At 68.3% G+C, this 20,878-nt stretch carries 31 protein-coding genes and 1 pseudogene; all 32 read right to left on the bottom strand.

What is annotated here, in order from left to right; genetic code table 11:
- Nucleotides 1-83 precede the first annotated feature (83 nt).
- Nucleotides 84-305, bottom strand: coding sequence for a translation initiation factor IF-1 (gene infA, locus KBX50_RS10210; protein ID WP_007073013.1), 222 nt, complete (start codon nt 303-305; stop codon nt 84-86).
- Nucleotides 306-705: 400 nt separating this feature from the next.
- A pseudogene (locus KBX50_RS10205) lies at nt 706-1,251 on the bottom strand (DUF1707 domain-containing protein); the annotation flags it as partial.
- 93 nt (nt 1,252-1,344) lie between these two features.
- On the bottom strand, nt 1,345-2,196 hold the full coding sequence (map, locus tag KBX50_RS10200) for a type I methionyl aminopeptidase (RefSeq protein WP_210936529.1): 852 nt from the start codon (nt 2,194-2,196) through the stop codon (nt 1,345-1,347).
- Between the two features lie 88 nt (nt 2,197-2,284).
- Nucleotides 2,285-2,938, bottom strand: coding sequence for an adenylate kinase (locus KBX50_RS10195; protein ID WP_210936527.1), 654 nt, complete (start codon nt 2,936-2,938; stop codon nt 2,285-2,287).
- Complete coding sequence (gene secY / locus KBX50_RS10190) at nt 2,939-4,261, bottom strand: preprotein translocase subunit SecY (RefSeq protein ID WP_210936525.1); 1,323 nt, start codon at nt 4,259-4,261, stop codon at nt 2,939-2,941.
- Between the two features lie 233 nt (nt 4,262-4,494).
- Nucleotides 4,495-4,938, bottom strand: coding sequence for a 50S ribosomal protein L15 (gene rplO, locus KBX50_RS10185; protein ID WP_210936523.1), 444 nt, complete (start codon nt 4,936-4,938; stop codon nt 4,495-4,497).
- Nucleotides 4,938-5,120, bottom strand: a complete 183-nt coding sequence (gene rpmD, locus KBX50_RS10180) for a 50S ribosomal protein L30 (protein ID WP_067359625.1) — start codon at nt 5,118-5,120, stop codon at nt 4,938-4,940. The genes rplO and rpmD overlap by 1 nt, the downstream gene beginning before the upstream one ends.
- The gene (gene rpsE, locus KBX50_RS10175) at nt 5,120-5,734 is read right to left on the bottom strand and encodes a 30S ribosomal protein S5 (RefSeq protein WP_093403623.1); all 615 of its coding nucleotides are present in this window, start codon (nt 5,732-5,734) and stop codon (nt 5,120-5,122) included. The genes rpmD and rpsE overlap by 1 nt, the downstream gene beginning before the upstream one ends.
- Nucleotides 5,735-5,768: 34 nt before the next feature.
- A complete protein-coding gene (gene rplR, locus KBX50_RS10170) occupies nt 5,769-6,158 on the bottom strand; it encodes a 50S ribosomal protein L18 (RefSeq protein WP_093403621.1) in 390 nt (129 codons plus the stop codon).
- Nucleotides 6,155-6,697: a 50S ribosomal protein L6 gene (gene rplF, locus KBX50_RS10165; RefSeq protein ID WP_093403620.1), complete on the bottom strand. Its 543-nt coding sequence runs from the start codon at nt 6,695-6,697 to the stop codon at nt 6,155-6,157. The genes rplR and rplF overlap by 4 nt, the downstream gene beginning before the upstream one ends.
- A gap of 16 nt (nt 6,698-6,713) precedes the next feature.
- Complete coding sequence (rpsH, locus tag KBX50_RS10160) at nt 6,714-7,121, bottom strand: 30S ribosomal protein S8 (protein ID WP_093403619.1); 408 nt, start codon at nt 7,119-7,121, stop codon at nt 6,714-6,716.
- A gap of 97 nt (nt 7,122-7,218) precedes the next feature.
- A complete protein-coding gene (locus KBX50_RS10155; protein WP_007073023.1) occupies nt 7,219-7,404 on the bottom strand; it encodes a type Z 30S ribosomal protein S14 in 186 nt (61 codons plus the stop codon).
- A gap of 1 nt (nt 7,405) precedes the next feature.
- Entirely contained in the window at nt 7,406-7,975 is a 570-nt protein-coding gene (gene rplE / locus KBX50_RS10150) for a 50S ribosomal protein L5 (RefSeq protein WP_093403618.1), read from the bottom strand.
- Nucleotides 7,975-8,295 (bottom strand): 50S ribosomal protein L24, encoded by a 321-nt coding sequence (rplX, locus tag KBX50_RS10145; protein WP_170863408.1) that lies wholly within the window; start codon nt 8,293-8,295, stop codon nt 7,975-7,977. Before rplX ends, rplE begins: the two co-directional genes overlap by 1 nt.
- Nucleotides 8,292-8,660 (bottom strand): 50S ribosomal protein L14, encoded by a 369-nt coding sequence (gene rplN / locus KBX50_RS10140; protein WP_007073026.1) that lies wholly within the window; start codon nt 8,658-8,660, stop codon nt 8,292-8,294. The genes rplX and rplN overlap by 4 nt, the downstream gene beginning before the upstream one ends.
- Nucleotides 8,661-8,755: 95 nt before the next feature.
- On the bottom strand, nt 8,756-9,034 hold the full coding sequence (gene rpsQ, locus KBX50_RS10135) for a 30S ribosomal protein S17 (RefSeq protein WP_093403616.1): 279 nt from the start codon (nt 9,032-9,034) through the stop codon (nt 8,756-8,758).
- Nucleotides 9,031-9,267 carry a 50S ribosomal protein L29 gene (gene rpmC / locus KBX50_RS10130; RefSeq protein WP_076466662.1) on the bottom strand — a complete coding sequence of 79 codons (237 nt, stop codon included), beginning with the start codon at nt 9,265-9,267 and terminating at the stop codon, nt 9,031-9,033. The genes rpsQ and rpmC overlap by 4 nt, the downstream gene beginning before the upstream one ends.
- Complete coding sequence (gene rplP / locus KBX50_RS10125) at nt 9,267-9,692, bottom strand: 50S ribosomal protein L16 (protein WP_007465292.1); 426 nt, start codon at nt 9,690-9,692, stop codon at nt 9,267-9,269. Before rplP ends, rpmC begins: the two co-directional genes overlap by 1 nt.
- Before the next feature lie 3 nt (nt 9,693-9,695).
- Entirely contained in the window at nt 9,696-10,562 is an 867-nt protein-coding gene (gene rpsC / locus KBX50_RS10120) for a 30S ribosomal protein S3 (protein WP_093403615.1), read from the bottom strand.
- Nucleotides 10,562-11,017, bottom strand: coding sequence for a 50S ribosomal protein L22 (gene rplV / locus KBX50_RS10115; protein WP_164447883.1), 456 nt, complete (start codon nt 11,015-11,017; stop codon nt 10,562-10,564). Before rplV ends, rpsC begins: the two co-directional genes overlap by 1 nt.
- A 40-nt stretch (nt 11,018-11,057) precedes the next feature.
- On the bottom strand, nt 11,058-11,339 hold the full coding sequence (gene rpsS / locus KBX50_RS10110; RefSeq protein WP_013735950.1) for a 30S ribosomal protein S19: 282 nt from the start codon (nt 11,337-11,339) through the stop codon (nt 11,058-11,060).
- Nucleotides 11,340-11,351: 12 nt separating this feature from the next.
- Nucleotides 11,352-12,191 carry a 50S ribosomal protein L2 gene (gene rplB, locus KBX50_RS10105; protein WP_093403613.1) on the bottom strand — a complete coding sequence of 280 codons (840 nt, stop codon included), beginning with the start codon at nt 12,189-12,191 and terminating at the stop codon, nt 11,352-11,354.
- A gap of 12 nt (nt 12,192-12,203) precedes the next feature.
- The gene (rplW, locus tag KBX50_RS10100) at nt 12,204-12,506 is read right to left on the bottom strand and encodes a 50S ribosomal protein L23 (RefSeq protein WP_093403611.1); all 303 of its coding nucleotides are present in this window, start codon (nt 12,504-12,506) and stop codon (nt 12,204-12,206) included.
- Nucleotides 12,503-13,153, bottom strand: coding sequence for a 50S ribosomal protein L4 (rplD, locus tag KBX50_RS10095; protein ID WP_093403609.1), 651 nt, complete (start codon nt 13,151-13,153; stop codon nt 12,503-12,505). Before rplD ends, rplW begins: the two co-directional genes overlap by 4 nt.
- Nucleotides 13,150-13,815: a 50S ribosomal protein L3 gene (gene rplC, locus KBX50_RS10090; protein ID WP_210936521.1), complete on the bottom strand. Its 666-nt coding sequence runs from the start codon at nt 13,813-13,815 to the stop codon at nt 13,150-13,152. The genes rplD and rplC overlap by 4 nt, the downstream gene beginning before the upstream one ends.
- A gap of 11 nt (nt 13,816-13,826) precedes the next feature.
- Nucleotides 13,827-14,135, bottom strand: a complete 309-nt coding sequence (gene rpsJ, locus KBX50_RS10085) for a 30S ribosomal protein S10 (protein ID WP_007073037.1) — start codon at nt 14,133-14,135, stop codon at nt 13,827-13,829.
- Nucleotides 14,136-14,484: 349 nt separating this feature from the next.
- The gene (gene tuf, locus KBX50_RS10080; RefSeq protein WP_093403606.1) at nt 14,485-15,678 is read right to left on the bottom strand and encodes an elongation factor Tu; all 1,194 of its coding nucleotides are present in this window, start codon (nt 15,676-15,678) and stop codon (nt 14,485-14,487) included.
- Nucleotides 15,679-15,901: 223 nt separating this feature from the next.
- The gene (gene fusA / locus KBX50_RS10075; RefSeq protein ID WP_210936519.1) at nt 15,902-17,998 is read right to left on the bottom strand and encodes an elongation factor G; all 2,097 of its coding nucleotides are present in this window, start codon (nt 17,996-17,998) and stop codon (nt 15,902-15,904) included.
- Nucleotides 17,999-18,072: 74 nt separating this feature from the next.
- Nucleotides 18,073-18,543, bottom strand: a complete 471-nt coding sequence (gene rpsG, locus KBX50_RS10070; protein ID WP_093403604.1) for a 30S ribosomal protein S7 — start codon at nt 18,541-18,543, stop codon at nt 18,073-18,075.
- A gap of 1 nt (nt 18,544) precedes the next feature.
- The gene (gene rpsL, locus KBX50_RS10065; RefSeq protein WP_013735958.1) at nt 18,545-18,919 is read right to left on the bottom strand and encodes a 30S ribosomal protein S12; all 375 of its coding nucleotides are present in this window, start codon (nt 18,917-18,919) and stop codon (nt 18,545-18,547) included.
- Between the two features lie 580 nt (nt 18,920-19,499).
- Nucleotides 19,500-19,871: a hypothetical protein gene (locus KBX50_RS10060; RefSeq protein ID WP_210936517.1), complete on the bottom strand. Its 372-nt coding sequence runs from the start codon at nt 19,869-19,871 to the stop codon at nt 19,500-19,502.
- Nucleotides 19,872-20,462: 591 nt separating this feature from the next.
- Nucleotides 20,463-20,828 carry a hypothetical protein gene (locus tag KBX50_RS10055; RefSeq protein WP_210936514.1) on the bottom strand — a complete coding sequence of 122 codons (366 nt, stop codon included), beginning with the start codon at nt 20,826-20,828 and terminating at the stop codon, nt 20,463-20,465.
- Nucleotides 20,829-20,878: the final 50 nt, after the last annotated feature.

Genomic DNA, 20,878 nt, shown 5'->3' with positions numbered 1-20,878 from the left:
TACTTCCCATCTGGCCCGGCGTCACGAGGCGCGACACCGGACGTCGAAGACGGACACGGGACGTTTCCCGGCCGCCGTCAGGCTTACTTGTAGCGGTAGACGATGCGCCCGCGGGTCAGGTCGTACGGCGAAAGTTCGACGACGACCCGATCCTCCGGCAGGATGCGGATGTAGTGCTGCCGCATCTTGCCGCTGATGTGAGCCAGCACCTTGTGGCCGTTGGCGAGCTCCACCCGGAACATAGCGTTCGGCAGGGGCTCGATGACCCGACCTTCGATCTCGATGGCTCCGTCTTTTTTCGGCATGTCCTCCGCTGTCCTGACGTCGGTTGCTCCGGACGGCCCACAACGTCTTACACGGGTGCTTGACCAAGATCAGGCTTCCCGCGCCAGCCGCGGCTCCGCGTCCCACCGAAGCGCTGGTGGGCATGACGGAGTGGACGCTGTGCGCCGATCAGAAAGTGTACGCCCGCCTGCACGCGGTCGCCAAACCGACCTGCCAGCTGGGCTCGACCAGGTCCAGGAAACGGGACGTTCAGCCCACATCGCCCCGGTCGGGTCGCCGCGTCGGCTCACTCACCGGTGCCCCGGCGGCGTCGCGGGTGCCGTCGTCGCCGATCGTCGGCCGTCCGCCTTCGGTGCGGCCGCTCTCGGCCGCCGGTGCGGCTTCGGTGCCGCCGCCGGCCGCCGCGCCGGATCCAGCGGCGCCGGCGATGCCGGGCTGCTGCTGGCCGACCGCCTTACGCTCACGCTTGAGCGCCCGCTTCTCCGCCTTCCGCTGCCGGCGGCGCTCCCGCTCGGCCGCCCAACGCGCCGGCTCACCGCTGGTCAGCCCGGTGACAGTACGCACCATCACCACCGCACCCCACGGACCCGCGACCCAGCCCGGCCAGAAGTAGAGCACCTCACCGGCCGCCAGCGAGCTGATGGCCCAGATCACCACCACGATCCCGACCACCTTCAGCCAGGGCTCCCATACCTCGGCCAGCCAGCGCGCGGTGGGCCCGCGTCCGGCCTCGGCCGGCACCGGGACGCTCGGCTGCCGAGGCGTCGGCAGCACCGCGCCGTCGGGCACCGGCAGGTCACCGACGAGGGCATCGAGTTCGGCGTAGGTACGGGCGGCGTAGGCCCGCTGCAACCGCTCGTCGTACTCGTGCAGGTCGAGTCGCCCCTCGTCGAGAGCCACCCGGAGTCGTTCGGCGACCGCCTGGCGGTCGGCGTCCGCTGCTCGCATAGCGTCCCGCTCGTCCATGCCGGCAAGGATGCCACCGCAGTGCCAGCGCTGCCCTGGCGGCCGCTCCGACACCGCCCCCGGCAACGGTTTCGGGGCCGCTGTCGCCGCCCGTTACCCGGCCGGGGTGGTGCTCGGTTGGCGAGCGGTGACCAGGTCGCCCAGGCGGGCCCGGCCGCCGTCGGGCGCGGTCAGCACCCACACCCCGTCGGGGAGCAGGGCCATGGTGTGCTCGACATGCGCGGCACGCGAGCCGTCGCGGGTGACGACGGTCCAGCCGTCGGCGAGTTCCGCCGTACGCGGGGAACCCATGGTGATCATCGGCTCGATGGCCAGCGCCAGCCCCGGCACCAACCGGGGCCCCTTGCCCGGCCGCCCGTGGTTGAGCACGTGCGGGTCCTGATGCATCTCGGTACCGATGCCGTGACCGCCGTAGCCGTCGACGATGCCGTACCGCCCCGCCTTACGGATCGCGCGTTCCACCGCATGCGAAATGTCGGTCAGCCGGCCCTTGCCGCCAGCGGCACCGCGAGCGGCCGCGGCGATTCCGGCCCACATCGCGTCCTCGGCGACCTCGGCCATCCGCAGCAGCGCCGGATCGACCTCGCCCACGCCGACCGTGATCGCCGCGTCGCCGTGCCATCCGTCGAGCACCGCGCCGCAGTCGATCGAGATCAGGTCGCCGTCGGCGAGGACCTGCTTCGGCGACGGGATGGCGTGCACGATCTGCTCGTTGACCGAGGAGCAGATCGACGCCGGGAACCCGTGGTAGCCCTTGAACGACGGGACCGCGCCCGCAGCACGAATCGTCGTCTCGGCGATCGCATCCAGGTCGGCGGTGCTCACGCCCGGGGCCGCCGCCTCCCGCATCCGGCGAAGCGCCTCCGCGACCACGAGGCCGGCGGCCCGCATCTTCTCGATCTGCTCAGGAGTCTTCAGCTGGATGTCCAGCTGGGGACGACGCATGGAGGTGCTACCTTTCGTTGCCCAAACAGCGGGGTACGACCGGCGTACCCCGCTGTCAGCACTCTATCCGGCCGGCAGCCGGGCGACCTCAGCCCCCGTACGAGCGAAGAGCGTCGATGGCGCGGACCGTGACGTCCTCCACCGGGCCGGTGGCGTCAATGCCGACCAGCTTGCCCTGCGCGCCGTAGTAGTCCACCAGCGGCGCGGTCTTCTCGGCGTACTCCCGCAGTCGGGCGGCGATCGTCTCCGGCTTGTCGTCGTCCCGCTGGAACAGCTCGGCGCCGCACCGGTCGCAGATGCCTTCCCGGCTGGTCGCATCGAACTCGACATGCCAGATCTTTCCGCAGCCCCGGCAGGTACGCCGGCCGGAGAGCCGGCGAATCACCTCGTCGTCGTCGACGACCAGTTCGAGCACGATGTCCAGCGCGGTTCCGAGATCGGCGAGGAGCTTGTCCAACGCGGCGGCCTGCGGGGTGGTACGCGGGAAACCGTCGAGCAGGAAGCCCTCGGCGGCGTCCGGCTCAGCGAGCCGGTCCCGCACCATGTTGATGGTGACCTCGTCCGGTACCAGCTTGCCGGCGTCCATGTATCGCTTGGCCTCGACGCCGAGCGGGGTGCCCTGGGACACGTTGGCCCGGAAGATGTCGCCGGTCGAGATCTTCGGCACGGACAGATGCGCGGCGATGAACTCCGCCTGTGTGCCCTTGCCCGCACCCGGCGGGCCAACCAGAACCAGTCTCATCTACCGCAGGAACCCTTCGTAGTTCCGCTGCATCAGTTGGCTCTCGATCTGCTTGCTCGTCTCCAGAGCAACGCCGACCATGATCAGCACTGCGGTACCACCGAACGGGAAGTTGAGGTACTGCTGCCGGTCCAGCCAGATGAAGAAGAAGTTCGGCAGGATCGAGATGATCGCGAGGTACAGCGCACCCGGCAGGGTGATGCGGCTGAGGATGAAGTCCAGGTAGTCGGCGGTCGGCTTACCGGGGCGGATGCCCGGCACGAAGCCGCCGTACTTCTTCATGTTGTCCGCGACCTCGGTCGGGTTGAACGTGATCGAGACGTAGAAGTACGTGAAGAAGATGATCAGCAGGAAGTAGACCGCGATGTAGATCGGGCTGGTCGGGTCGACCAGGTTGTTCTGGATCCACGCCTGGGTCTTGCCCGGGTCATTCTGGTCGAAGAACTGCAACGCCAGCTGCGGCAGGTAGAGCAGCGACGAGCCGAAGATGACCGGGATCACACCCGCCTGGTTGACCTTGAGCGGGATGTAGGTCGAGGTGCCGCCGTACATCCGCCGGCCGATCATGCGCTTGGCGTACTGCACCGGGATGCGGCGCTGCGCCTGCTCGATGAAGGTCACCGCGGTGATGACCACCAGCACCAGGGCGATGACGAGCAGGAACTTCCACCAGCCCTGGCTCTCCTTGATCCGCCAGCCCTCGCTGGGGAGCCGGGCCGCGATCGAAGTGAAGATCAGGACGGACATGCCGTTGCCGACGCCGCGGTCGGTGATCAGCTCACCGAGCCACATGACCATGCCGGTGCCGGCGGTCATCGTCATCACCAGGATGGACAGGGTCAGCCAGTCCGGGATGCCGGTGCCGGTCGGGATGATCTCCTCGTTGCACTGGTTGTTGAACAGCTGCCCGGAGCGGGCCAGCGCCACGAACGCCGAGGCCTGCAGGACACCCAGCCCCAGCGTCAGATAGCGGGTGTACTGGGTGATCTTCGCCTGGCCGGCCTGGCCCTCCTTGCGGAGCTGCTCGAGCCGGGGAATGACCACCGTCAGCAGCTGCAGGATGATCGACGCGGTGATGTAGGGCATGATGCCCAGCGCGAAGATCGACAGCTGCAGCAGCGCGCCGCCGGAGAAGAGATCGAGCAGGTTCAGTACGCCGGTGGAGCCTTCAAGGGTCTCCAGGCACTTCTGCACGTTGCCGTACGAGACGCCCGGGCTGGGCACCGTGGCGCCGAGCCGGTAGATCGCGATGATGCCGACTGTGAACAGCAGCTTCTTGCGCAGGTCAGGCGTACGGAACGCACTGAGAAAGGCGGACAGCAACTTCTTCCTCCTGCGCGAGGCGGGCCGCCGGTCGTCCCTGGCGGATCGGGGTGGGTTCCGGGCAAGTGCCCGATATCCATGGCTGGGAAGGGACTCTAACAGCCCGATCCCGGTCCGGGCAGATGTGCCCGGCTACATAAACCGAATCCGATGTTACCGGGCGCGAAGGCCCGTTGTAGACCATGGCGCCCGCCAGCTGGGATCAACTGGCGGGCGCCATGGGTAAAACCGCTCTACAGCTCGGTCGCCGAACCGCCAGCGGCCGTGATCTTCTCCTTGGCCGACGCACTGAACGCGTGCGCCGACACCTGGAGCGCCACTCCGCCGAGGTCCCCGGTGCCGAGGATCTTCACCGGCTGCCCCTTGCGGACCGCGCCGGCCTCGACCAGTTCGGTCGGGCCGACCTGGCCGCCGTTGGGGAACAGCTCGGCCAGGCGGTCCAGGTTCACGACCTGGAAGACCACCTTGAACTTGTTCTTGAAGCCCTTCAGCTTCGGCAGGCGCATGTGGATGGGCATCTGCCCACCCTCGAACGCCGCCGAGATGTTCTTTCGGGCCTTCGAACCCTTGGTACCGCGACCGGCGGTCTTGCCCTTGGAGCCCTCACCGCGACCCACGCGGGTCTTCGCGGTCTTGGCACCCGGTGCGGGACGCAGGTGATGGACCTTGATCGTCATTACTCGACCTCCTCGACCTTCACGAGGTGGTTGACCGTGAAGATCATGCCGCGAATCTCGGGCCGGTCCTCCTTGACCACCACGTCATTGATCCGCTTGAGACCGAGCGAACGCAGCGACTCCCGCTGGTTGTGCTTGGTCCCGATCTCGGAACGGACCTGGGTGACCTTGAGCCGTGCCATCAGGACGCCACCTCCGCCCGCGACGCCAGCATGGCCGCCGGCGCGACGTCTTCCACCGGCAGGCCCCGCCGCGCGGCAACGGCCTCCGGGGACTCCAGCCCCTTCAGCGCGGCCACGGTGGCGTGCACGATGTTGATCGGGTTCGACGAGCCGAGGCTCTTGGAGAGCACGTCGTGGATGCCCGCGCACTCCAGCACGGCACGGACCGGGCCACCGGCGATGACACCCGTACCGGCGGAGGCCGGCTTGAGCAGCACCACCCCGGCGGCGTCCTCGCCCGTGACCGGGTGCGGGATCGAGGAACCGATCCGCGGCACCTTGAAGAAGTGCTTCTTGGCCTCTTCGACGCCCTTGGCGATCGCCGCGGGCACCTCCTTGGCCTTTCCGTAGCCCACGCCCACGGTGCCGTCGCCGTCGCCCACGATCACCAGGGCGGTGAAGCTGAAGCGACGACCACCCTTCACGACCTTGGCGACGCGGTTGATCGCGACGACCCGCTCGAGGTGCGGGGTCTTCTCGGCGGGCGCGTTTCCGCGGCCGCCCTCACGGCGGTTGTCGCGGCGACCACCCTCGTTGCCACCGGACCCGCCGCCACGGCGCTGTTGACCTGGCATCAGCAGCCTTCCTTCTCTCTCGTGACGGGGATTGTCAGAACTCGAGCCCGGCTTCGCGGGCGGCGTCGGCGAGCGCGGCGACCCGCCCCGCGTACCGGTTGCCACCGCGGTCGAAGACGACCTTGGAGATGCCAGCGGCCTTGGCCCGCTCGGCCAGCAGGGTGCCGACCTTGCCAGCCAGGGCGCTCTTGTCGCCCTCCGTACCGCGCACCGAGGCGTCCAGGGTCGAGGCCGACGCCAAGGTGTGACCCTTGGTGTCGTCCACGATCTGGGCGACGATGTGCCGCAGCGAACGGGTGACCACCAGGCGGGGACGCGCGGCGGTGCCGCTGACGTTCTTGCGCACTCGGAAGTGCCGCCGCGCCCGCCCGACGGCACGCTTGGCGGCGACGCCGCGGCGGCGCTTGAGCAGCGTGGCGCTCACTTCTTACCTGCCTTTCCGGCCTTGCGTCGGATGACTTCGCCCTGGTACTTCACGCCCTTGCCCTTGTAGGGCTCCGGCGGGCGAATCTTCCGGATGTTGGCGGCGACCTCACCGACGAGTTGCTTGTCGATGCCGGCCACGTGGAACAGCGTCGGGCGCTCCACCGTGAAGGTGATGCCCTCGGGCGCCTGCACCTGCACCGGGTGCGAGAACCCGAGCGCGAACTCCAGGTCCTTGCCCTTGGCGGTGACCCGGTAACCCGTGCCGGCGATCTCCAGGCTCTTACGGTAGCCCTCGGTGACCCCGACGATCATGTTGGCGACCAGGGTACGGCTCAGGCCGTGCAGCTCCTTGGCCTTGCGCTCGTCGTTCGGGCGGTTGACGCTCAGCTGCCCGTCCTCGGCCCGCTCGATGGTGATCGGCTCGGCCAGGGTGTGCGACAGCTCGCCCTTGGGGCCCTTGACCTTGACGGTCCGGCCGTCGATCGTCACGTCGACTCCGGATGGCACCGGGATCGACTTACGTCCAATACGCGACATTTCTACCTGTCTCCCGTTACCAGACGAAGGCGAGGACTTCCCCGCCAACGCTCCGCTTGCGGGCCTGCCGGTCGGTGAGCAGCCCCTGGGACGTCGAAATGATCGCCACGCCCAGCCCACCGAGCACCCGGGGGAGCCCGTCCGACTTGGCGTACACCCGCAGACCGGGCTTGGAGACGCGCTTGATACCGGCCAGGCTCCGCTCCCGGTTCTGGCCGTACTTCAGCTCGACGACCAGTCGCTTGCCGACGGCACCCTCCTCGGGCTCCTCGACTGCCCAGGTGGCGATGTAGCCCTCGGACTTGAGGACCTCGGCGATGTTCGCCTTGATCTTCGAGTACGGCATCGTCACCCGGTCGTGGTACGCCTGGTTGGCGTTACGCAGACGCGTGAGCATGTCTGCGATCGGGTCGGTCATCGTCATGAAAACTCGTCAACCTTTCTCGCCGGGGTTCCCGCGACACGTCGCAGGCCTACGGCGAAGAGACAGTCCAGCTGACGCGCCGGAGCGCGCCGGGCTATTACCAGGAAGCCTTGGACACGCCGGGCAGCTCACCGCGGTGGGCCATCTCCCGGATGCACACCCGGCAGAGCCCGAACTTGCGGTAGACCGCCTTGGGACGCCCGCACCGCTGGCAGCGGGTGTACGCGCGAACCGAGAACTTCGGCTTCGCGGCCGCCTTGAGGATCAGCGCCTTCTTGGCCATCTCAGTTCTCCTTGAACGGGAAGCCCAGGAGCTTCAGCAGCGCCCGGCCCTCGTCGTCGGTCGTGGCGGTCGTGACCACCGTGATGTCCATGCCCCGCTGGCGATCGATCTTGTCCTGGTCGATCTCGTGGAACACCGACTGCTCGGTCAGACCGAACGTGTAGTTGCCGTGCCCGTCGAGCTTGCGCCCGTCGAGGCCGCGGAAGTCACGGATACGCGGCAGCGCGATGGACAGCAGCCGGTCCAGGAACTCCCACATCCGGTCGCCGCGCAGGGTCACCTTCGCGCCGATCGGCATTCCTTCCCGCAGCTTGAACTGCGCGATGGACTTCGTCGCCCGCCGGACCTGCGGCTTCTGGCCGGTGATGGTGGCCAGGTCGCGGACCGCACCGTCGATGAGCTTGGCGTCCCGGGCGGCCTCGCCCACACCCATGTTCACGACGATCTTGACCAGCCGCGGCACCTGCATCGGGTTGCCGTACTCGTACTGCTCGCGCAGCTGGGCGATGATCTCGTTGCGGTACCGCTCCTTGAGGCGCGGCATCGTCTTGGTTTCGGTAGCCGTGGTCATCAGAGGTCCTTACCGGTGCTACGCGCGATGCGGACCTTCTGGCCGTTCTCGTCGATCCGGTAACCGACGCGGGTCGGCTTGCCGTCGGAGTCCACGACCATCACGTTCGAAACGTGGATCGGGGCCTCCTGGGTGACGATGCCACCGGTCTTGGCGCCACGCTGGGTGGTGCTGATGCGAGTGTGCTTCTTGATCCGGTTCACGCCCTCGACCAGGACCTTGTCCTGCCGCGGGTAGGCCGCGATGACCTTACCCTTGGCACCCTTGTCCTTGCCGGCGATGACGACGACCGTGTCGCCCTTCTTGACCTTCACGGTCACAACACCTCCGGCGCGAGAGAGATGATCTTCATGAACCGCTTGTCCCGCAGCTCACGGCCGACCGGGCCGAAGATACGGGTACCGCGCGGGTCCCCGCCGTCCTTGATGATGACGGCGGCGTTCTCGTCGAAGCGGATGTACGAACCGTCCGGCCGCCGCTTCTCCTTGGCGGTGCGGACGACGACAGCCTTGACCACGTCGCCCTTCTTCACACCGGCACCCGGGATCGCGTCCTTGACGGTGGCCACGATGACGTCGCCGATGCTCGCGTAGCGCCGACCGGAGCCACCGAGAACGCGGATGCACAGGATCTCCCGGGCACCCGTGTTGTCGGCGACGCGCAGTCGCGACTCCTGCTGAATCACGTCTATCTCCTATGTCTGCCGGTTCTCCGGCCGCCGGGGCGGCCGGAGCCTGGCGGAACCTGCGCCCGACCGTCTGGGCCGAGCTCGAGCCTTCGCTACTTGGCCTTCTCGAGGATCTCCACGAGCCGCCACCGCTTGGTCGCGGAGAGCGGCCGGGTCTCCATGATCAGGACGCGGTCGCCGATGCCGGCCGAGTTCTGCTCGTCGTGGACCTTGAGCTTGCTGGTCCGGCGCATGATCTTGCCGTACAGCGCGTGCTTGACCCGGTCCTCGACCTCGACCACGACGGTCTTTTCCATCTTGTCGCTGACCACGAGGCCCTCACGGACCTTGCGCCGGCCCCGCGGCTTGGTGGGAGTCGTGTTCTCGCTCATCCTGCAGTCACCTCAGTCGGCGCGGCCGAGAGCCCCAGCTCACGCTCACGCATGATCGTGTAGATCCGGGCGATCTCCCGACGGATGACCTGCAGCCGCCGGTTGTTGTCCAGCTGCCCGGTTGCGGCCTGCACGCGGAGGTTGAACAGCTCCGCCTTGGCCTCGCGCAGCTTCGTGACCAGCTCCTCCTCGGAGAGCTCACGCAGCTCGGAGGCCTTAACGCCCGCTGCCATCAGGATTCACCCACTTCGCGCGTAACAATGCGGCACTTCATCGGGAGCTTGTGGATCGCGCGACGCATCGCCTCTCGCGCGATCTGCTCGTTCGGGAAGGACATCTCGAAGAGAACCCGCCCGGGCTTGACGTTCGCGACCCACCACTCGGGCGAGCCCTTACCGGAACCCATCCGGGTTTCCGCCGGCTTCTTGGTGAGGGCCTGGTCCGGGAAGATGGTGATCCAGACCTTGCCGCCACGCTTGATGTGGCGGGTCATCGCGATACGCGCCGACTCGATCTGCCGGTTGGTCACGTACGCCGGTTCCAGAGCCTGGATCCCGAACTCGCCGAACACCACCCGGTTGCCGCCCTTGGACGCGCCGCTGCGGTCCGGGTGGTGCGGCTTGCGGAAGCCCTTCGGGGGCTTGCGCGGCATCAGCATCTGTCAGCCCTCCTGCTGCGTTTCTGCCGGAGCCGAAGCCGCAGCCGCGACAGCAGCGCTGTCGACCGGCTCGCCACTCGGCGTCTCGGCCTGCTGCGCGACGGTCGTCGCGGCAGCCCGGCCGGCCTCGGTGCCACCGGAGGTCGTGCCGGACGAACCCGACCGACCACGGCGCGGCCGCTCGGGCCGGTCACCGCGCTCCCGGCGCGGGCGCGACGGTGCCTCGGCCGGAGTCTCCCGACCCGGCACCGCGTCGCCCTTGTAGATCCAGACCTTCACGCCGATGCGGCCGAAGGTGGTACGGGCCTCGAAGAAGCCGTACTCGATGTTGGCCCGCAGCGTGTGCAGCGGAACCCGACCCTCGCGGTAGAACTCCGTGCGGCTCATCTCGGCGCCGCCGAGGCGACCCGAGACCTGCACCCGGATGCCCTTGCACATCGGGTTCTTCATCGCCGACTGCATCGCCTTGCGCATCGCGCGGCGGAAGCTGACCCGGCTGGAGAGCTGCTCGGCCACGCCCTGGGCGACCAGCTGCGCGTCCGACTCGGGGTTCTTCACCTCGATGATGTTCAGCTGCACCTGCTTGCCGGTGAGCTTCTCCAACTCGCCGCGGATCCGGTCGGCCTCGGCGCCCTTACGGCCGATGACGATGCCCGGCCGGGCGGTGTGGATGTCGACGCGGACCCGGTCGCGGGTGCGCTCGATGTCGACCTTGGAGATGCCGGCGCGCTCCAGCCCCTTGGACATCATCCGGCGGATCTTGACATCCTCGCCGATGTAGTCCTTGTAGAGCTTGTCCGCGAACCAGCGGGACTTCCAGTCGGTCGAGATGCCGAGCCGGAACCCGTGCGGGTGAACCTTCTGACCCATTACTCGGCGCCCTCCGTGTTGCTCTGCGTCTCGGCCGGCGCGGTCTGCTTCGCCGGAGCCGCCTTGTTCGCCGACTTCCTCGGCGCGGCCGGCGCGACCGCCTCGACCGCCACGGTGATGTGGCAGGTGCGCTTACGGATCCGGTACGCCCGGCCCTGCGCCCGTGGCTGGAACCGCTTCATCGTCGGGCCCTCGTCCACGAACGCCTCGCTGACGAGCAGCGCGTCGGGGTCCAGCCGCTCGTTGTTCTCCGCGTTGGCGATCGCGCTCGCGAGCACCTTGTACACCTGCTCGCTCGCAGCCTGCGGCGCGAACTGCAGCACCGTGAGCGCCTCCTTCGCGGGCAGGCCGCGGACGAGGTTGACCACCCGGCGCGCCTTCATCGGCGAGATGCGCACATACCGCGCAACCGCCCGCGCGCCCGGAAGCACCGGAGCGTCGCCCTTTCCTGGCATCGCTGTAACCCCTTGATCCTCTATCCGTATGCCCGCGGCGTCAGCGCCGGCGGCTCTTCCGGTCGTCCTTTTCGTGACCCTTGAACGTGCGGGTCAGCGCGAACTCGCCGAGCTTGTGCCCGACCATCGCCTCGGTCACGAACACCGGGACGTGCTTGCGTCCGTCGTGCACGGCGATCGTGTGCCCGAGCATCTCCGGGATGATCGTCGAGCGGCGCGACCAGGTCTTGATGACGTTCTTCGAGCCCTTCTCGTTCTGCGTCTCCACCTTCTTGAGCAGGTGGTCGTCGATGAACGGGCCCTTCTTCAGGCTGCGAGGCATGTCTTATCTCCCTCAGCCGCGCTTACGCGTGGCGTAGCGACGGCGGACGATCAGCCGGTCACTCGGCTGGCCCTTACGACGGGTGCGGCCCTCGGGCTTACCCTGCGGGTTGACCGGGTGGCGACCACCGGAGGTCTTGCCCTCACCACCACCGTGCGGGTGGTCTACCGGGTTCATGGCGACACCACGGACGGTCGGGCGCTTGCCCTTCCACCGCATCCGGCCGGCCTTACCCCAGTTGATGTTCGACTGGTCGGCGTTGCCGATCTCACCGACGCTGGCGCGGCAGCGCACGTCCACCCGCCGGATCTCACCGGACGGCATACGCAGGGTCGCGTACGCGCCCTCCCGGCCGAGCAGCTGGATGCCGACGCCGGCTGAGCGAGCCAGCTTGGCGCCACCACCCGGACGCAGCTCCACGTTGTGGATCGTGGTACCGACCGGGATGTTGCGCAGCGGCAGGTTGTTGCCCGGCTTGATGTCGGCGCTCGGGCCCGACTCCACCGTGTCGCCCTGCTTCAGGTCCTTCGGCGCGATGATGTACCGCTTCTCGCCGTCGGCGTAGTGCAGCAGCGCGATCCGCGCGGTGCGGTTCGGGTCGTACTCGATGTGCGCGACCTTGGCCGGCACGCCGTCCTTGTCGACCCGCTTGAAGTCGATCAGCCGGTACTGCCGCTTGTGGCCGCCACCCTGGTGACGAGCGGTGATCCGGCCGTGCACGTTCCGGCCGCCCTTCTTGGGCAGCGGGACCAGCAGCGACTTCTCGGGAGTCGACCGGGTGATCTCGGCGAAGTCGGCGACGCTGGAGCCACGCCGGCCCGGCGTCGTCGGCTTGTACTTACGGATAGCCATTGTCTACACCCCTCAGCTGACCGGGCCGCCGAAGGCCTCGATGCGGTCGCCCTCAGCCAGCTTCACCATCGCCCGCTTGGTGTCCTTGCGCTTGCCGAACCCGGTACGGGTCCGCTTGCGCTTGCCCTCGCGGTTGAGCGTGTTGACCGTCAGGACACGGACGTTGAAGATCTGCTCGATAGCGATCTTGATCGCCGTCTTGTTCGCGTCCGGGTGCACCAGGAAGGTGTACCAGTTGCGGTTCAGCTCGCTGTAGCTCTTCTCCGAGACGACCGGCGCGACGATGATGTCGCGCGGATCGGCGATCGTGCTCACTTGCCACCCTCCTCGGTGGTCTCGGCCGGCACGCCCAGGAACTCGTCCAGGGCCTCCTTGGTGAAGACCACATCGTCGGCCACCAGCACGTCGTACGTGTTGAGCTGGCCGGCCTCGATCAGGTGCACCCGCGGCTCGTTGCGCAGCGACACCCAGTTCAGCTCGTCGGTGCTGCTCAGCACGACCAGCACCCGCCGGGCGGTGGTCAGCTTGGCGAGCGCGGTCAGGGCCGCCTTGGTCGACGGCTTCTCGCCCGAGACGAACGCCTCGACGACGTGCACCTGCCCGGCGCGCGCCCGGTCCGACAGGGCACCGCGCAGCGCGGCGGCCTTCATCTTCTTCGGGGTGCGCTGGCTGTAGTCGCGCGGCACCGGGCCGTGGACCACGCCACCGCCGGCGAACTGCGGCGCGCGGATCGAGCCCTGCCGGGCACGACCGGTGCCCTTCTGCTTGTACGGCTTCTTGCCGCCGCCGGCAACCTCGCCCCGGGTCTTGGTCTTGTGGGTGCCCTGCCGAGCGGCAGCCAGCTGCGCCACGACGACCTGGTGCATCAGCGCGATGTTGGCCTGCGCGTCGAAGATGTCGGCGGGCAGCTCGACCGAGCCGGTCTTGGTGCCCTCGGAGTTGAGGACGTCAACGGTGGTCACTTGCCCACACCGCCCTTCTTCGCCTTGGCCTTGGCCGCGGTACGGACCAGGACCAGCGCGCCCTTGGGGCCGGGGATGGCGCCACGGACGAGCAGGAGATTGTTCTCGGTGTCGACCGCCTGGACGGTCAGGTTCTGCACGGTGTAGCGCACGCCGCCCATGCGGCCGGCCATCCGGGTGCCCTTGAAGACGCGACCCGGGGTGGCGCAGGCGCCGATGGAGCCCGGCGAGCGGTGCTTGCGCTCGACACCGTGGCTGGCGCGCAGACCGTGGAAGCCGTGCCGCTTCATCGGGCCGGCGTAGCCCTTGCCCTTGGTCTTGCCGGTCACGTCGATCGAGACACCGGCCGGGAACTCCTCGACCGTGACTTCCTGGCCGAGCGAGTAGTCAGCCGCGTCGCTGGTGCGCAGCTCGACGATGTGCCGGCGCGGCGCCACGTCAGCCTTGGCGTAGTGCCCACGCAGCGGCTTCTTCGCCTTCCGCGGGTCGATCGTCCCGTACGCCAGCTGGACCGCGGAGTAACCGTCCTTGTCGGCGCCACGAACCTGGGTGATGACGCAGGGGCCGGCCTGAACCACGGTCACCGGGACAACACGGTTGTTGTCCCAGACCTGGGTCATGCCGAGCTTCGCGCCCAGGATCCCCTTAACTTGCCTGTCCATGTGTCCGGTCCCTACAGCTTGATCTCGATGTCGACGCCAGCCGGCAGGTCGAGGCGCATGAGCGAGTCGACCGTCTTCGGGGTCGGGTCGATGATGTCGATCAGTCGCTTGTGCGTACGCATCTCGAAGTGCTCGCGCGAGTCCTTGTACTTGTGCGGCGAGCGGATGACGCAGAAACGGTTGATCTCCGTGGGCAGCGGCACCGGGCCCGCGACCTGCGCCCCGGTACGCGTCACCGTCTCGACGATCTTCCGAGCCGAGGAGTCGACGACCTCGTGGTCATAGGCCTTGAGCCGGATGCGGATCTTCTGTCCCGCCATGGTGGCTTCTGTTCCTTCTCTCGATGCCGCTGTGTTGCGGGTGCCTGTACCGGCTGGCACAGACCCTCTTCGCCCACCCCCGCGGTCGGGCGTGTCGCGCCCTGGGGCCAGGCTCCGCCCCGGGATACCGGAGCGATCCTGACCGCGGTGGGTCCAAGCGCCGATCGCACTGAGGCGACCTGAACGCCGCGCGAGGGTGGTTGACGGACGGGCCGCCAACCACCCCACGCCCGACTGCTCTGCCCACCCGGAGGTTCAGCGGAAGCCGAACACGGGCGGCGAACTGTCGTTACGCAACCTGACTAGTATGCCGCACGACCGGCGGCGGGTCTAATCGGGGTTACCCAGCTCACTTGATGATCTTGGTGACGCGACCAGCGCCGACCGTACGGCCACCCTCCCGGATCGCGAACTTGAGGTTTTCCTCCATCGCGATGGGCTGGATCAGCTTCACGGTCATCGTGGTGTTGTCGCCCGGCATGACCATCTCGGTGCCCTCGGGGAGGGTGACGACACCGGTGACGTCCGTGGTCCGGAAGTAGAACTGCGGACGGTAGTTCTGGAAGAACGGGGTGTGCCGGCCGCCCTCCTCCTTGGAGAGGATGTAGACCGTCGCCTCGAACTCCGTGTGCGGGGTCGTGGTGCCCGGCTTGACGACCACCATGCCGCGCTCGACGTCCTCGCGCTTGATGCCGCGCAGCAGCAGACCGACGTTCTCACCCGCACGGGCCTCGTCGAGCAGCTTGCGGAACATCTCGATGCCGGTGCAGACCGTCTTCTGCGACTTCTCGCGGATACCGACGATCTCCACCTCCTCGTTCGGCTTGAGGATGCCGCGCTCGGCGCGACCGGTGACGACGGTGCCACGACCGGTGATCGTGAAGACGTCCTCGATCGGCATCAGGAACGGCTTCTCGGTCTCGCGCTCCGGCTGCGGGATCGCGGTGTCGACGGCGTTCATCAGGTCCATCAACTTCCCGGTCCACTCCGGGTCGCCCTCCAGGGCCTTCAGCGCCGAGACGCGCACGACCGGCAGGTCGTCGCCCGGGTACTCCTGCGACGAGAGCAGCTCGCGGACCTCAAGCTCGACGAGCTCCAGCAGCTCCTCGTCGTCGACCATGTCGCTCTTGTTCAGCGCCACGACGATGTACGGCACGCCAACCTGGCGGGCCAGCAGCACGTGCTCGCGGGTCTGCGGCATCGGGCCGTCGGTCGCCGCGACCACCAGGATCGCGCCGTCCATCTGGGCGGCACCGGTGATCATGTTCTTGATGTAGTCGGCGTGACCGGGGCAGTCGACGTGCGCGTAGTGCCGCGCCTCGGTCTGGTACTCGACGTGCGCGATCGAGATCGTGATGCCGCGGGCCTTCTCCTCCGGCGCCTTGTCGATCTCGTCGAACGGCGTGTACGGGTTCAGGTCCGGGAACTGGTCGTGCAGGACCTTGGTGATGGCCGCCGTCAGCGTCGTCTTACCGTGGTCGATGTGACCAATGGTGCCGATGTTGACGTGCGGCTTAGTCCGCTCGAACTTCGCCTTCGCCACTGGTGTCCTCCTGTGGACTTCTTGGTTCGTTCGCCCCGGCGCGCCAGGAGCGGCGCTTAGGACTCTGTCGACAGCCTTTCCGGCCTGACGGCCGGAGAGCTTTGTGGGTTCTGCGGCGATGAAGCCTACAGGCCCGGAATTCACACAATCCGACCGAGGTGGTCGCGGTCGAGGAATTCCTTCCGCGACCACCGTCGGATCATCCGATCACGTCAGGTGAGCGTCACTCACCCGTCGCCTTGGCGATGATCTCCTTTGCCACGGAGGCCGGAACCTCCGCGTAGGAGTCGAACTGCATGCTGTAGCTAGCCCGGCCCTGGGTCTTCGACCGCAGGTCGCCGACGTAGCCGAACATCTCCGACAACGGCACCAGGGCGCGGACGACACGGGCGCCGCTGCGCTCCTCCATCGCCTGGATGATGCCGCGTCGGGAGTTGAGGTCGCCGATGACGTCACCCATGTTCTCTTCGGGAGTGGTGACCTCAACAGCCATCATCGGCTCGAGCAGCGCGGGATCGGCCTTGCGGGCCGCGTCCTTCATCACCATCGAACCGGCGATCTTGAATGCCATTTCCGACGAGTCGACCTCGTGGTACTGGCCGTCCAGCAGCGTCAGCTTGACCCCGACCAGCGGGAAGCCGGCGAGGACGCCGTACTGCATGGCATCCTGCGCGCCCGCGTCCACCGAGGGAATGAACTCCCGGGGGATACGGCCACCGGTGACGGCGTTGGCGAACTCGTAGGTCGGCGCGTCGTTGCCCAGCGGCAGCGGCTCCACGCTGACGATGACCCGGGCGTACTGGCCGGAACCACCGGTCTGCTTCTTGTGGGTGTACTCGATCTTCTCCACCGTGCGGCGGATGGTCTCGCGGTACGCCACCTGAGGCTTACCGATGTTCGCCTCGACGTTGAACTCGCGGCGCATCCGGTCGACCAGGATGTCCAGGTGCAGCTCGCCCATGCCGGAGATGACCGTCTGGCCGGTCTGGTCGTCCAGCTTGACGCGGAAGGTCGGGTCCTCCTCGGCCAGCCGCTGGATGGCGGTGCTGAGCTTCTCCTGGTCAGCCTTGGTCTTCGGCTCGATGGCCACCTCGATGACCGGCTCCGGGAAGGTCATCGACTCCAGGATGACCGGGTTCGCCGGGTCGCACAGGGTGTCACCGGTGGTGGTCTGCTTCAGACCCTGGACCGCGATGATGTCGCCAGCCTTGGCGGAGCTGCGCTCCTCCCGCTTGTTGGCGTGCATCTGGTAGATCTTGCCGACCCGCTCCTTGCGGTCCTTGGTGGAGTTGACCACCTGGGACCCGGACTCGACCACACCGGAGTAGACCCGGACGTAGGTCAGCTTGCCGAGGTGCTTGTCGGTCTGGATCTTGAAGGCCAGGCCGGAGAAGGGCTCCGAGGTGGAGGGCTTACGCTGCATCGGCGTCTCGCCATCGGTCGCCGTGCCTTCGATCGCCGGGATGTCCAGCGGCGACGGCAGGTAGTCGATGACGGCGTCGAGCATGGGCTGCACGCCCTTGTTCTTGAACGCGGAGCCGCAGAGCACCGGGTTGGCCTTGCTGGCGATGGTGGCCCGCCGGATGGCGGCCTTGATCTCCTCGACGGAGATCTCCTCGCCCTCCAGGTACTTCTCCATCACCGAGTCGTCGACGTCGGCCAGGGTCTCCATCAGCTTCTCGCGCCACTCGGCCGCGGAGTCGGCCAGGTCGGCCGGGATCTCCTCGATCGCGTAGTCCTCACCCTTCTGGGTCTCCCCACGCCAGGTGAGGGCGCGCATCTCGACCAGGTCGACGACGCCGATGTGGTTGCCCTCAAGCCCGATCGGGATCTGGAGCACCAGCGGGGTGGCGTTCAGCCGGTCGATCATCATCTGCACGCAGCGGAAGAAGTCGGCGCCGGTCCGGTCGAGCTTGTTGACGAAGCACATCCGCGGGACGTTGTACTTGTCCGCCTGACGCCAGACGTTCTCCGTCTGCGGCTCCACGCCGGCCACGCCGTCGTAGACCGCGACCGCACCGTCCAGGACCCGCAACGACCGCTCCACCTCGACCGTGAAGTCGACGTGGCCGGGCGTGTCGATGATCTGGATCGTGTGGCCCTTCCACTCGCACTTCGTGGCGGCGGAAGTGATGGTGATACCGCGCTCCTGCTCCTGCTCCATCCAGTCCATGACGGCAGCGCCCTCGTGGACCTCACCGATCTTGTACGTGATACCGGTGTAGAACAGGATTCGCTCGGTGGTAGTGGTCTTACCGGCATCGATGTGCGCCATGATGCCGATGTTGCGTACGTTGGCGAGCGCGTCTGCGGCGGCCACTTCAATCCCTACTTATCGTCGTCCCGACACAACTGGTGGCGGTCCCGGCACCGGATGGCGCCGGGACCAGGGTGTTACCAGCGGTAGTGCGCGAAGGCCTTGTTGGACTCGGCCATCTTGTGCGTGTCCTCGCGCCGCTTGACGGCGGCACCGAGGCCGTTGCTCGCGTCCAGCAGCTCGTTCATCAGCCGCTCGATCATCGTCTTCTCACGCCGAGCGCGGGCGTAGGTCACCAGCCAGCGCAGGCCCAGCGTGGTGGCCCGGGCGGGCCGGACCTCGACCGGAACCTGGTAGGTCGCGCCACCGACACGGCGGCTGCGCACCTCAAGGGTCGGCTTGACGTTGTCCATGGCGCGCTTGAGGGTGACGACCGGGTCGGTCCCGGACTTCTCCCGGCAGCCCTCCAGGGCGGCGTAGACGACGCGCTCGGCGAGCTGACGCTTGCCGCGCAGCAGGATCTTGTTCACCAGCTGCGTGACCAGCGGCGAGTTGTACACCGGGTCAGCGACCAGCGGTCGCCGCGGAGCAGGTCCCTTACGCGGCATGTCAGCTCTTCTCCTTCTTCGCGCCGTAACGGCTGCGCGCCTGCTTGCGGTTACGGACACCCTGGGTGTCCAGCGAACCGCGAACGATCTTGTAACGCACACCGGGGAGGTCCTTCACCCGGCCACCACGCACGAGCACGATCGAGTGCTCCTGCAGGTTGTGCCCGACACCGGGGATGTAGGCGGTCACCTCGACCTGGCTGCTGAGCTTGACACGAGCGACCTTGCGCAGCGCCGAGTTCGGCTTCTTCGGGGTGGTGGTGTACACCCGGGTGCACACTCCCCGCCGCTGCGGGGATCCCTTGAGCGCCGGGGTCTTGGTCTTGGTCGTCTTCGCCTGACGGCCCTTTCGGACCAACTGCTGAATGGTGGGCACCGGGTTTCTCCGCTCCCTTCGGCCGCTGCTCGCGACCGCGCCGTCTGCCGTAGCCGATCTCGTGATCGACTCTCCTACATTCCGGCCAGGGCCACCTCGCGGAGGTCCCGGCACCCGCGGTCGGGCGTGTCGCCAAACTCACGGTTCCCGTCCGGCGCTTGCGCGCAGACCCGGGGTTTGTCACCGGCACACGGATAGCCGCAGGCCGGATCTTCTGGCTCCAATCGTGGTGCCATCCGGATTTCGGATAACCGGTCCCAGCGCACGCACGAGTTGCCCGGGCGGGCCCGGGCACAAGGGGAAAGACTACCTACCACAGCCGCGCAGGTCAAAACGGAAGACCTGCCGGACGTCGCACCGCTTGCCGGCTGGTCTCTGTCGCACCGCCCGCCCGTGATGGGCACCTACGGACACAAGTGTACCGGCTCTGCCGGAAACCGGCCCGCGAGCCCCCAGGCTGACCGCAGCCCCGGCCGGCGATCGGCCAAGGTCGGTTGGTGAAGGCTCGCCCGAACGAGCCAGGGACACGGCGGTGCCCCGACCGGGGCGGAGTCCCTCGGGAGGCGATGGCCAGGCGCACCTAAGCCAGTGCCAGCAGCACCGCCAGCCCCACGCCCACCAGGCAGAGCAGCAGGCCCGTCCCACCGCAGCTGATTCCCGCGATGGCCAGGCCCCGGCCGGTGAAGCGGACCGCCGGCGGAGGCGCCGGACGGCGGATCTGCCGCAGGCCGAGCAGGCCGGCCACGACGGCGCCCACGCCGGTGAGGCCACCGAGTGCGGCGAAAGCACCCGCCGCCCAGGCTCCGTTCGCCCCTCCCCCGATGGCGCCCACGCAGATGACCAGAATCGAGACCAGAATCGAGGTGATACCGGCCACCAGCGAGCCGACCGCCAGGCCCGAGGCGACCGGGGGCACGTCGAGGTGCACCACCGCGAACGGCGTGCCGGGCACCGGCTCGACTCGCTTCGGCGGTCGGGGAGGATCCTGCGGCGGCGGTGGCGGCTGTCTCCAGCCTGAGCCGACGGCGGGCCAACCCGGTGCCGGCGGCGACCCCGGCACCGCCCCGGAGGCGGGTGGAGCGCCCGCCGATGGCCCGAAGGCCGCCGGAGCGGGCGGTGCCGAGCCAGGCGGCGGCCCCCAGGCCGGCGGGCCGGGCGGCCCGAAAGGAGAGCCTGCGGCCGGCGACCCGGGTGGCGGGCCAAAGGGCGAGTTCGCGGGCGGTGAGCCGAAGGTGGCACCGGCGGGTGCTGGGCCGGGGACTGGCGGACCCGCGGGCGTCGCGGTCGGTGCTGGCGGGGAGGTCGGCGGGACGGCCTGTTCCGGTTCGGACCGATCGGTCCCAGGCCGGGCCCATCCCGTGTGGTCGGCATCGGGGCGCCCGACGGTGGGCTGAGCGGCTTCGCCGCCCTCGGGGCGCGCCGGTTCCGTCACGGGATCCTCCTTGTCGGGCAGCGTCCACGCACCACGCGACGGACACCGGTCAGGCTACCGTCGGCAGTCAGCCCCTCGGTGCCGGGCGCGTGGACGCACCGGGCGCGCCGGTCAGTCGACCTCAGGCGCGAAGTCCTGCCCGTAGGGCGACTCGGCGAGCCGGACCACCCCGATCACCAGCGCAACCACCAGGCTGACCGCGACCAGCACCAGGCCCGTCCAGGCCAGCCGCTCGCCACGACGCAGCCAGGCCGCACCGGTCAGGAAACCCGCCGAGGCGTACGCCTCCCGACGTGCCTGCCGGGCCAGGTGCAGGGCCACCGTGGCCGGTACCACGCCACCGATCAGCAGTCCCGTCAGTGCGGCCATCAGGCCGAGGGCGAAGACCGCCCGAGCTTTGGTCGCCCGGACCGGATCCGGGTCGAGCGGGTGACGCGGTGCCGATGCGGCGGGCACCGGTCCGGGTGCGATCGTCATGACCACATGATGCCCCCGTCGACGGATGTCTGCGCCGTACCCACCGCACC

It is taken from the genome of Micromonospora sp. C51 (assembly GCF_018070435.1).
In the GTDB taxonomy this organism is placed as follows: domain Bacteria; phylum Actinomycetota; class Actinomycetes; order Mycobacteriales; family Micromonosporaceae; genus Micromonospora; species Micromonospora sediminimaris.
Note: the sequence above shows the minus strand (reverse complement) of the source record. Positions and strands in the feature narration are given on the sequence as shown.